Annotated in this window: 11 protein-coding genes; 8 read left to right on the forward strand and 3 right to left on the reverse strand. The window is 68.8% G+C overall.

Annotation, left to right across the window (positions count from 1 at the left end):
• The first annotated feature begins 86 nt into the window (after positions 1-86).
• Genes EH231_RS02745 through EH231_RS02765 form a run of 5 tightly spaced genes read left to right on the forward strand, consistent with a single transcriptional unit; the run spans position 87 to position 6,714 of the window.
• Positions 87-1,448 (forward strand): cobyrinic acid a,c-diamide synthase CobB, encoded by a 1,362-nt coding sequence (locus tag EH231_RS02745; protein ID WP_124711822.1) that lies wholly within the window; start codon positions 87-89, stop codon positions 1,446-1,448.
• Positions 1,445-2,665 carry a uroporphyrinogen-III C-methyltransferase gene (gene cobA / locus EH231_RS02750; RefSeq protein WP_124711823.1) on the forward strand — a complete coding sequence of 407 codons (1,221 nt, stop codon included), beginning with the start codon at positions 1,445-1,447 and terminating at the stop codon, positions 2,663-2,665. The genes EH231_RS02745 and cobA overlap by 4 nt, the downstream gene beginning before the upstream one ends.
• 33 nt (positions 2,666-2,698) lie before the next feature.
• Positions 2,699-4,219 (forward strand): MFS transporter, encoded by a 1,521-nt coding sequence (locus EH231_RS02755; protein WP_090425198.1) that lies wholly within the window; start codon positions 2,699-2,701, stop codon positions 4,217-4,219.
• A 32-nt stretch (positions 4,220-4,251) separates the two neighbouring features.
• Positions 4,252-4,926, forward strand: coding sequence for a 4a-hydroxytetrahydrobiopterin dehydratase family protein (locus EH231_RS02760; protein WP_124711824.1), 675 nt, complete (start codon positions 4,252-4,254; stop codon positions 4,924-4,926).
• 24 nt (positions 4,927-4,950) lie between these two features.
• A complete protein-coding gene (locus EH231_RS02765) occupies positions 4,951-6,714 on the forward strand; it encodes a proline--tRNA ligase (protein WP_124711825.1) in 1,764 nt (587 codons plus the stop codon).
• Positions 6,715-6,761: 47 nt separating this feature from the next.
• On the opposite strand, the gene EH231_RS02770 is transcribed toward EH231_RS02765, so the two are convergent.
• The 3 genes from EH231_RS02770 to EH231_RS02780 form a co-directional block, all read right to left on the reverse strand.
• Positions 6,762-7,382, reverse strand: a complete 621-nt coding sequence (locus EH231_RS02770; protein WP_124711826.1) for an antibiotic biosynthesis monooxygenase — start codon at positions 7,380-7,382, stop codon at positions 6,762-6,764.
• 146 nt (positions 7,383-7,528) lie between these two features.
• Entirely contained in the window at positions 7,529-8,008 is a 480-nt protein-coding gene (locus tag EH231_RS02775) for a ferritin-like domain-containing protein (protein ID WP_090425202.1), read from the reverse strand.
• The gene (locus EH231_RS02780; protein ID WP_090426076.1) at positions 8,005-8,529 is read right to left on the reverse strand and encodes a hypothetical protein; all 525 of its coding nucleotides are present in this window, start codon (positions 8,527-8,529) and stop codon (positions 8,005-8,007) included. Before EH231_RS02780 ends, EH231_RS02775 begins: the two co-directional genes overlap by 4 nt.
• A gap of 208 nt (positions 8,530-8,737) precedes the next feature.
• Between EH231_RS02780 and rimP the strand changes: the two genes are divergently transcribed.
• The 3 genes from rimP (at position 8,738) to EH231_RS02795 (ending at position 10,719) form a co-directional block, all read left to right on the forward strand.
• On the forward strand, positions 8,738-9,283 hold the full coding sequence (gene rimP / locus EH231_RS02785; RefSeq protein ID WP_090425203.1) for a ribosome maturation factor RimP: 546 nt from the start codon (positions 8,738-8,740) through the stop codon (positions 9,281-9,283).
• Positions 9,280-10,308 (forward strand): transcription termination factor NusA, encoded by a 1,029-nt coding sequence (gene nusA / locus EH231_RS02790; RefSeq protein WP_090425204.1) that lies wholly within the window; start codon positions 9,280-9,282, stop codon positions 10,306-10,308. Before rimP ends, nusA begins: the two co-directional genes overlap by 4 nt.
• A 168-nt stretch (positions 10,309-10,476) precedes the next feature.
• The gene (locus EH231_RS02795; RefSeq protein WP_234927103.1) at positions 10,477-10,719 is read left to right on the forward strand and encodes a YlxR family protein; all 243 of its coding nucleotides are present in this window, start codon (positions 10,477-10,479) and stop codon (positions 10,717-10,719) included.
• Positions 10,720-10,774 lie beyond the last annotated feature (55 nt).

The raw sequence follows: 10,774 nt of genomic DNA on the forward strand, positions 1-10,774 counted from the left end.
TGGCGAGCTCAGCTGTGCCGAGCGACCGCTCCGGTACACGAAATGCGGCGTGTCGACGTACAGACACGGTCGCTCGCGGTGCTGAGGTGACCACCCCGGCGGTGGTGATCGCCGCACCGGCATCGGGTAGCGGGAAGACCACGGTGGCAACGGGTTTGGTCGGTGCGTTGCGCCAGGCCGGTCACACTCCTGCGCCGTTCAAGGTCGGGCCGGACTTCATCGACCCCGGCTACCACGCCTTGGCCGCGGGCCGTCCGGGCCGCAACCTGGACCCGGTGCTCGTCGGTGAGGATCTGATCGGCCCGCTCTACCGGCATGGGTGCTCCGGTGCCGACATCGCGGTCGTCGAGGGCGTCATGGGTCTGTTCGACGGTCGGATCGAGGGACAGATGACGGGTATCCCTCGGGGTTCGGCGGCCCAGGTCGCGGGTCTGCTGGGGGCCCCGGTGGTGCTGGTGGTCGATGCCCGCGGGCAGAGCCACAGCATCGCCGCCCTGCTGCACGGCTTCGTCACGTTCGACCCGGCGGTGCGGATCGCCGGGGTGATCCTCAACCGGGTGGGCTCCGACCGGCACGAGGCGGTTCTGCGTCAGGCTTGTGAACATGCCGGCGTGACGGTGCTGGGCGCGATTCCGCGGGCCGACGAATTGTCCGTCCCGTCAAGGCACCTCGGGCTCATCACCGCCGTCGAGCACGGCCGGCAGGCGCGCGACGCGGTGGCCGCGATGACCGCCCTGGTGGCCCGTCACGTGGATCTCGGGGCCCTGGTGTCCGCCTCATCCGCCCACGTCACGGCCGAGCCGTGGAGCCCGGCCGCCGAGTCGGTGACCAATGTCACGGTGGCCCTGGCCGCGGGTAAGGCCTTCAGCTTCAGCTATGCCGAGCACGCCGAACTGCTGCGCGGGGCCGGCGCGCAGGTCGCCGAGTTCGACCCGCTGTCCGAACCCCTGCCCGCCGGCGCCGACGCACTGGTGCTGCCCGGCGGGTTCCCCGAACAGTTCACGGCCGAACTCTCGGCCAACAATCTTGTCCGCCAGCAGATCAGGGATCTGGCCGCCCACGGTGCCCCGGTGCACGCCGAGTGCGCGGGCCTGACCTATCTGGTCGACGATCTCGACGGAGTGCCGATGTGCGGCGTCCTGGCCGGCTCGGCGCGGTTCACCGAGCGTCTCACGCTGGGTTACCGCGACGCGGTCGCGGTTGTCGACTCCTGCATCCACGCGGCCGGTGATCGGGTCACCGGTCACGAATTCCACCGAACCGCAGTGGAATTCGCCGAAGACCAGTTGGGGGCCTGGGCGTTTGCCGGTCCCGGGCAGGCGGCCCGGCGCGACGGCGCCGTGCAGCGCGGCGTGCACGCCGGGTACCTGCACACCCACCCCGCGGCGCACCCCGAGGCCATCACCCGCTTCGTGACGACAGCAGCAACCTCTAAGCTCGGCAGGTGACTTCGGAGAATGCCTACCTCGTCGGCCTGCGCCTGTCGGGCAAGAAGGTCGTCGTTGTCGGCGGTGGAACCGTCGCGCAACGTCGGCTGCCCCTGCTGATCGCCCACGGCGCCGACGTACACGTGATCGCCCGGGCGGCCAGCCCCGCGGTGGAGGCACTGTCCCACGATGAACCGGGGATCACCCTGCAGCTGCGCGACTTCCGCGCCGGTGATCTCGAGGGCGCCTGGTATGTGCTCGCGGCCACTGACGACTCCGCGGTCAATGCCGCCATCGCCGCCGAAGCCGACGAGCGGCGCATCTTCTGCGTTCGCGCCGATGTGGCTCGCGAAGGATCCGCGGTGACCCCGGCGACGTTCGACTCCGACGGCCTCTCGGTGGGCGTCCTCGCCGGCGGTGAGCACCGCCGCTCGGCGGCCATCCGTACCGCCATCCACGAAGCGCTACAGCAAGGCCTGCTCACCGCCGACGCCGGTGCGGAGCCGGGGGAGGCGCCCAAGGGGGTGGCCCTGGTCGGTGGCGGTCCCGGCGATCCCGAACTGATCACGGTGCGCGGACGACGCCTGCTGGCCCGCGCCGACGTCGTGGTCGCCGACCGGCTGGCTCCCCAGGAATTGCTGGCCGAACTCGGGCCCCATGTCGAGGTGATCGACGCGGCCAAGATCCCGTACGGGCGGGCGATGGCGCAGGATGCGATCAACCAGGTGCTGGTCGAGCGGGCCCGCGCCGGGAAGTTCGTCGTCCGCCTCAAAGGTGGCGATCCGTTCGTCTTCGCGCGCGGCTATGAAGAGGTCCTGGCGTGCACCGAGGCCGGTATCCCGGTCACCGTCGTCCCCGGTGTGACAAGTGCCATATCGGTACCCGCATTGGCCGGGGTTCCGGTCACCCACCGCGGCATGACTCATGAGTTCGTGGTGGTCAGCGGCCATGTGGCGCCTGGTCATCCCGAATCGTTAGTGAATTGGAATGCGCTGGCGGCGCTGACCGGCACGATCGTGCTGCTGATGGCCGTCGAACGCATCGAGCTGTTCACCAAGGCGCTGCTGGATGGCGGCCGACCTGCGGATACGCCGGTTCTGGTGGTGCAACACGGCACGACTGTCGCGCAGCGCACCCTGCGGGCCACGCTCGGCGACGCGCCCGAGCGGATTCGTGCGGACGGTATTCGACCTCCGGCGATCATCGTGATCGGACCCGTGGCGGCCTTCGCCGGTTAAAGGATTCTTAAGATTCCGGTAAGGTGACGCGCTATGACGGCTCTCAACGACGCCGAGCGCCAGGGCCTCGCTGCCCGCCTCCCGTCCTGGTTCCCGTCCTGGGGCTTCCTTTCCGCAGTCATCGCGATCGGCGGCATGCAGCTGCTGGCCACTATGGACAGCACGGTCGCGATCGTCGCCCTGCCGAGGATCCAGGACGAGCTCGGCCTTTCCGACGCCGGACGTAGCTGGGTCATCACCGCCTATGTCCTCACCTTCGGCGGCCTGATGCTGCTCGGCGGACGGCTCGGCGACACCATCGGCCGCAAGCGCACCTTCATCGTCGGCGTCGCGTTGTTCATCATCGCCTCGATCCTGTGCGGCATCGCCTGGAACGAAGCGACCCTGGTGATCGCCCGGCTGCTGCAGGGTGTCGGTGCGGCGATCGCCTCGCCGACGGGGCTCGCGCTGGTGGCGACCACGTTCCCGAAAGGGCCGGCCCGCAACGCCGCCACCGCGGTGTTCGGCGCCATGACCGCCATCGGCTCGGTGATGGGTCTGGTGGTCGGTGGGGCCCTCACCGAGTTCTCCTGGCGGTTCGCGTTCCTGGTCAACGTGCCGATCGGTCTGGTGATGCTCTACCTGGCCCGCACCGCGCTGCGCGAGACCAACCGGGAGCGGATGAAGCTCGACGCCGCGGGCGCCCTGCTGGCCACCCTGGCCTGCACCGCCGCCGTGTTCGCCTTCACCCAGGGCCCGGAGAGCGGCTGGCTGGCCCCGGTGACGCTGGGTTCCGGCGCCGTCGCGGCGGTCTGCGGCATCGCCTTCCTGATCGCCGAGCGCAGCGCCGAGAACCCGGTGGTTCCGTTCGACCTGTTCCATGAGCGCAACCGGGTCGCCACCTTCGCGGCGATCTTCCTGGCCGGCGGCGTGCTGTTCACCCTGACCGTGCTGATCGGGCTCTACGTCCAGGACATCCTCGGCTACAGCGCCCTGCATGCCGGTGTCGGCTTCATCCCGTTCGTGATCGGTATGGGCATCGGTCTCGGAGCCTCGTCCCAGATCGTGCGGTTCTTCCAGCCGCGCATCGTGGTCATCGTGGGCGGCATCCTGGTGCTCGGTGCGATGCTGTACGGCTCGACGCTGCACGCCGGCATCCCTTACTTCCCGAACCTGGTGCTGCCCATCACCGTCGGCGGCATCGGTATCGGCATGATCGTGGTGCCGCTGACGCTCTCGGCGATCGCCGGTGTCGGCTTCGACCGGATCGGACCGGCTTCGGCCATCGCGCTGATGTTGCAGAACCTGGGCGGCCCGCTGGTGCTGGCCATCATCCAGGCCGTCATCACCTCGCGCACCCTGTACAACGGTGGGATCACCGGCCCGGTCAAGGACATGAACGGTCCGCAGCTGGCCGCACTCGACGCGGGGTACACCTACGGGTTGTTGTGGGTGGCCGCGGTCGCGGTCCTGGTGGGTGTTGCGGCGTTGTTCATCGGCTACACCTCCGAACAGGTGGCCCACGCCCAGGACGTCAAGGAAGCCATCGACGCCGGGGAGATCGAGGTCGACTGACCTCGTCCTGACCCCGCGTTAGGCTGACGCCGATGAACCGCCTGGAGATCTCCGAGGCCATCGGCCCGCTGGGCTGGCGCCTGGTGCTGGGAGCGGTCTACACCGAGGTACTGGTCCCGTCGATGGCTGATGCCGCCGCCGCGGCCGCTCACGCGGTGCGTGCGGCCGGCGCCGATGCGCCACGACACCTTTCGATCGACATCCGATCCGATCGCGCAGTGCTGCGCCTGCGCACGCGCGACGCGGGTGCGGTGACCGGGCGGGACCTGGAACTGGCCCGTGCGGTGTCCCAGACCCTCGCCGAGCACGGTTTCGAGCTGAGCGCCGGGCACGGCGCGATCCAGGCGTTGGAGATCGCGATCGACGCCCTCGACATCGGTGCGGTCCGGCCGTTCTGGAAGGCCGTCACGGGCTACATCGACGAGCCCTCGGCAGAACCGGGCTCATCGGATCTCAATGTCGGACTCGTCGATCCGTTCGGCCGCGGCCCGGCCATCTGGTTTCAGCAGATGGACTCACCGCGGCCCCAGCGCAATCGGATCCATCTCGACATCGACGTCACCCACGAGGCCGCGCCGGCCCGGGTCGATGCGGCGCTGGCGGCCGGCGGCAGGTTGCTCAGTGACCGCAGAGCGCCGGCGTTCTGGGTGCTGGCCGACGCGGAGGGCAACGAGGCCTGCATCTGTACCTGGCAGGGCCGCGACTGAGGACACGCTTTAAGGTTGTCGCCTGTGATCACCCGCATGTCCGAGCTGTTCCTGCGAACCCTGCGCGACGACCCCGCTGATGCCGAAGTGCCCAGCCACAAGCTGCTGATCCGGGCCGGCTATGTCCGTCCGGTCGGCCCCGGTATCTACAGCTGGCTGCCGCTGGGCCTGCGGGTGCTGCGCCGGATCGAGAAGATCGTGCGGGAAGAGATGAACGCGATCGGCGGCCAGGAGATCCTGCTGCCCGCACTGCTGCCGCGTGGCCCGTACGAGACCACCAGCCGGTGGACCGAGTACGGCGACACCCTGTTCCGGCTGAAGGACCGGCGAGGCAACGATTATCTGCTCGGGCCGACGCACGAGGAGATCTTCACGCTGACGGTCAAGGGGGAGTACTCCTCCTACAAGGATTTCCCCGCGATCCTGTACCAGGTCCAGACCAAGTACCGCGACGAGGCGCGGCCGCGCGCAGGCATTCTGCGTGGCCGCGAGTTCGTGATGAAGGACTCGTACTCCTTCGACGTGGACGACGACGGCCTCAAGAACGCCTACCACGCCCACCGTGAGGCGTACCAGAAGATCTTCGGCCGCCTGGGTGTGCGCTACGTGATCGTGTCGGCGGTCTCGGGCGCGATGGGCGGCAGCGCCTCGGAGGAGTTCCTGGCCGAGAGCGAGGTCGGTGAGGACACGTTCGTGCGCTGCCTGGATTCCGGCTACGCCGCCAACGTCGAAGCTGTCATCACCCGGTCGCCGGCGCCGCTGCCCATCGAGGGGCAGGCCGAGGCGCAGGTGCACGACACCCCGGACACCCCGACCATCGCGACACTGGTCGACTGGGCCAATTCGGCTGACCTGGCGCAGTTCTCGGGCCGTGAGGTGACCGCCGCCGACACCCTGAAGAACGTTCTGCTCAAGACCCGTGAGCCGGGCGGTGACTGGGAGCTGCTGGCCATCGGTGTGCCCGGTGACCGTGAGGTCGACGAGAAGCGCCTGGGCGCGGCGTTGGAGCCGGCCGAGTTCGCGCTCCTCGACGAAGCCGACTTCGCCAAGAATCCGTTCCTGGTCAAGGGCTACGTCGGGCCGAAGGCGCTGCTGGACAACGAGGTTCGCTACCTCGTCGATCCGCGAGTGGTGGACGGCACGGCGTGGATCACCGGGGCCGACGCCCCCAACAAGCATGTGGTCGGCCTGGTCGCCGGCCGCGACTTCACCCCCGACGGAACCATCGAGGCCGCCGAGGTCCGCGACGGTGATCCGTCACCGGACGGTGCCGGGGTGCTGACCTCGGCGCGGGGTATCGAGATCGGCCACATCTTCCAGCTGGGCCGCAAGTACGCCGATGCCTTCACCGCTGACGTTCTCGGCGAGGACGGCAAGCCGGTGCGGCTGACGATGGGCTCCTACGGCATCGGGGTGTCCCGCATGGTCGCGGTGATCGCCGAGCAGCAGCACGACGACCTGGGCCTGCGGTGGCCGTCTGCCGTCGCGCCGTTCGACGTGCACGTGGTCGTGGCGAACAAGGACGACGCCGCCCGGACCGGCGCCACCGAACTAGTCGCCGCCCTGGACCGGCTGGGCCACGAGGTGCTGTTCGACGATCGCAAGGCCTCGCCGGGCGTGAAGTTCAAGGACGCCGAGCTGTTGGGCATGCCGTGGATCGTGGTGGTCGGCCGCGGCTTCGCCGATGGAGTGGTGGAACTGCGCAACCGGTTCACCGGCGAGAACCGCGAGATCGCGGTCGACGACGCCGCGACCGAGATCTCGGCGGCGCTCAGCGAAGTCCGCTGACGATGGCGGTGCGCTGACAACCGGTCAGCGCACCGGAACGCCCGGGCTCACGCCAACTCGGGCACCCGCAGGTGGGCGAGGGCCAACTCGAACTCGCATTCGTTCAATTCCTCGGCGCCGACTTCACGGATCGACGAAGTCTTCAGCGCACTGGCCCGCTCCTTGCTCCGTTCCATCGCTTCGCGGCTGTCGAACGACGCCGACGACACACCCCGCCCGGATGCGCGGTCGACCATCAGGCTGGCACTGCAGAACCCGTCGAGGTCCTCCATCGCGGGCAGCACGGACGCCTTGTAGTGCTCGATGCCTCCGTCGATCTGGCCCGGCTCCAGCTGTGCCCATGTCGCCCGGACACACGCGCCCTCGTGGGTGCGATGGTCGCGGTGCAGGACGGCGATCTCCCACTCTTCGACGGTCGCGGTGCCCCCGAATGCTTCCACCGCCTGTGCCCGTAGCGGTGCTGCCCGCTCGGCACTCGCGTGCATCGCTTCTTCGGTCTCCCACGCGGTGGTGGCGATGCACCGGCCGGATTCGCGATCGACCAACAACGAGATTCCGACGCAGCCGTTCATCTTCTGCAGCGCGGGCATGACCTCGTCGCGAACATGCGCAATACCGGCGTCGATCGCGTCGGGTTGCGCCTGGACAGTGGTAGAGCGTGCGTACACGATCCACCCCCTTTGTTCGGGGCGGCGCCCCGGTGGCGCCACCGGTCCGACCTCTACCTTTCGCTCGGCGAGCGGACGTTGCAATGGGCACCGCGCCATCAATTACCGGGTGCAATCAAAGGGATCCGGAGATCGCGTGCGCGGCGCTACTCGCCCCCGCCGGGGAAGGCGACGGTCACCGGCCAGGTGTTCAGGATCGCGCGCCATCTGGCCGCGGTGACGGCCGTCTCCGACAGCGCGGTGACCGCGAACGCGCGGTCGTCGGCGCTGGTGGCTTGTTCGAGCACGGCACGCCAAGCCACCGAGGTGTCCTCCTCCATGCGTATCGCGAGGTTGGCGGCATCGGTCGGATCGGTCACCGGTGCGGGCAGCTGATAGCCGGCCGCGGGCAGCGGCGGCGTGACCGACCGCGCCTCGAGCAGGGCCATGGCGGCCTCGCGGCGTGCGCGGTGTTCGGCCATCGCCGTGGCCACCAGGGCGTTGTCCTCGGCGGTCGAATGGGCCGATACCAGCCCGTAGCCGTAGATCGCGCCGTGCTCGACGGCGACGGCGTCGAACAGGGCCGCATCGGCGGCTGTCGTCGGACGGGTGGGCGAGGTGGTCGATCGTGGTCCAGGCGAGGTCACTGTGCACCTCCCAGCGCGACGGTGTGGGCGGCCGTGCACGAGGCGGCGATGGATCCGAGGAGGCCGGCGCGATAGCCGGAGAGCCTGCTGGCCAGACCGGCGGCCCGGTCCGCGGACTCCTTGAGCGCGTCGACCACGTCGCCGACGCCGGGTGCGGACGCATCTGCTCCTGCACTCGGGGTGGTCTTGGGCGTGCTTGTGGTGGTGCTGGTGGCGGTGTCCGCCGGGGCTGAACCCGTCATCCGGGTCAACTCGTCGGCCAGGGCTTTGGCATGTGCGCTGCGATCGCTGGCCACCGCGTTCAGTGCCCGGGTCGCCGCTGCCTGCGGGGGCTGGGCGGTCGCCGCCTCGGCAGCAAGCGCACTGTCGGCACGGGCCCGGTCCCACTGCGCGGTCAGGTCGTCCACTTCGGGTTGAGGCGTCGTCGTACTGCACGCGGCGGCGGTGGTGCCCAACAGGGCAAGGGCCGCGGCCGAGACCAGTACGCGCCGCCGGCTGATGTCTGCATGGGCGCTCGGCACGTGAACATCCTGCCATTGCTGTCGCACCCGCCTGACGCGGCGCTGACCGGCCGGCCGCCACCGGGGCGCCGACATTCGCCACGCACCAGATTGCGATTGGCAGTTGCTGCCGCGGGCCTGGCGTATCGTGAATAGGCGATTCCGGGGCCGCTGCAGGTGGCTGGCCCTGGCATTCGTGTCGGAGACAATTCAAGATGAGGAGCTCGCCGTGGCACCGGATCCAAAGTTGCGGTCTGCGGATTTGCCGTCGCAGACGCAGGTGATCGAGCTACTTGACGGCGAGTTCGCGCGCGCCGGTTACGAAATCGACGATGTCGTGGTCGACGCTTCGGTTCGCCCAGCCCGTATCACCGTGATCGCCGACGGCGACGAGGGCCTCGATCTCGATACCCTGGCAGCGTTGTCGCGGACGGCAGCGGAGTTGCTCGATCAGCTCGCGCAGGGCGACACGCCGTATGTGCTCGATGTCACCTCGCCGGGTGTGGACCGCCCGTTGACCCAGCCCAAGCATTTTCGTCGCGCCCGTGGGCGCAAGGCCGAGCTGACGCTGGCCGACGGTTCGGTGTTCACCGGCAGGCTCGGGGAAACCGACGGCGAGGTGCTGAAAGTCGTGGTGCCAGAAGGTCGGGACTTGGCCATCCGTGAGGTTGCGCTTGCTGATATCGCCAAAGCTGTTGTGCAAGTGGAGTTTTCACCTCCCAACCGACGCGAGTTGGAACTGTCGGGAGAAACCGGAAAGGGGGCCGGGGAATGAACATCGACATGGCGGCACTGCACGCCATCGAGGCGGACAAGGGCATCACCGTCGACGTGGTCGTGGAGACCATCAAATCGGCATTGCTCACCGCATATCGGCACACCGAAGGGCATGAGCCCGACGCGCGCATCGACATCGATCGCAAGACCGGTGTGGTCAAGGTGATCGCCCGCCAGACCGATGCCGACGGCAACGTCCTGCATGAATGGGATGACACGCCAGAGGGATTCGGCAGGATCGCGGCGACCACGGCCCGGCAGGTGATCCTGCAGCGGTTGCGCGACGCCGAGAACGAGAAGACCTACGGGGAGTTCGCGGCGCACGAGGGCGACATCGTCGCCGGCGTGATCCAGCGCGATGCCCGGGCCAACGCCCGCGGGCTGGTCGTTGTGCGGATCGGCAGCGAGACCAAGGGGTCTGAAGGGGTGATCCCGAGCGCCGAGCAGGTGCCGGGCGAGCGTTACGAACACGGCGACCGGCTGCGCTGCTACGTCGTCGGCGTCACCCGCGGGGCCCGCGAGCCGTTGATCACGCTGTCTCGCACCCACCCGAACCTGGTCCGCAAGCTGTTTTCCCTCGAGGTGCCGGAGATCGCCGACGGGTCGGTGGAGATCGTGGCGGTGGCCCGGGAGGCCGGGCACCGGTCCAAGATCGCGGTGGCCTCGCGCGTGCCCGGGCTGAACGCCAAGGGGGCGTGCATCGGCCCGATGGGTCAGCGCGTGCGCAATGTGATGAGCGAATTGTCCGGCGAGAAGATCGACATCATCGACTACGACGAGGACCCCGCCCGTTTCGTCGCCAACGCCCTGTCGCCTGCCAAGGTGGTGTCCGTGTCGGTGATCGATGAGGCCGCCCGGGCGGCCCGGGTGATCGTGCCGGACTTCCAGCTCTCGCTCGCGATTGGCAAGGAAGGGCAAAACGCCAGGTTGGCGGCCCGGCTCACCGGTTGGCGGATCGATATCCGCAGCGATGCGGCGCCGCAGCCCGACCATGATGTCCGGCCCGGGGCGGTACACGATTGACAGTAGTGACCGGCGTTTCGGACCACAGCCCTCGGGGCGGTAGACTCAGCCGTGATCCAGCGCGAGACTCCGGCTCTGACGCATCGAAGCACCTCCGACACCTCTGTCGGACCAGTGCGGACCTGCATCGGATGCCGGAAGCGAGAGTTGGCCGCCGAGTTGCTCCGAGTGGTCGCGGTAACCGACGGGAACGGGACGAGTTCCGTAACCGTTGATACCGCGGCAAGCCTGCCAGGGCGTGGTGCGTGGCTGCACCCCGACCAGCAGTGCGCGCAGATGGCAGTGCGGCGACGAGCCTTCGTCCGAGCGTTGCGACTCACCGGTTCACCGGATACATCCGCGGTGATCGAGTACGTCGAGAAGTTCGCTGAACCGCTCGATGGGCCCGGTTCCCGGCAACAGAACAGGTAGCGAAGAACATGAGCACACCGTGAAGTCCCGATGACCATGCGTCATAGCTAAACCC

Origin of the sequence: Mycolicibacterium nivoides, assembly GCF_003855255.1 — a bacterium.
In the GTDB taxonomy this organism is placed as follows: domain Bacteria; phylum Actinomycetota; class Actinomycetes; order Mycobacteriales; family Mycobacteriaceae; genus Mycobacterium; species Mycobacterium nivoides.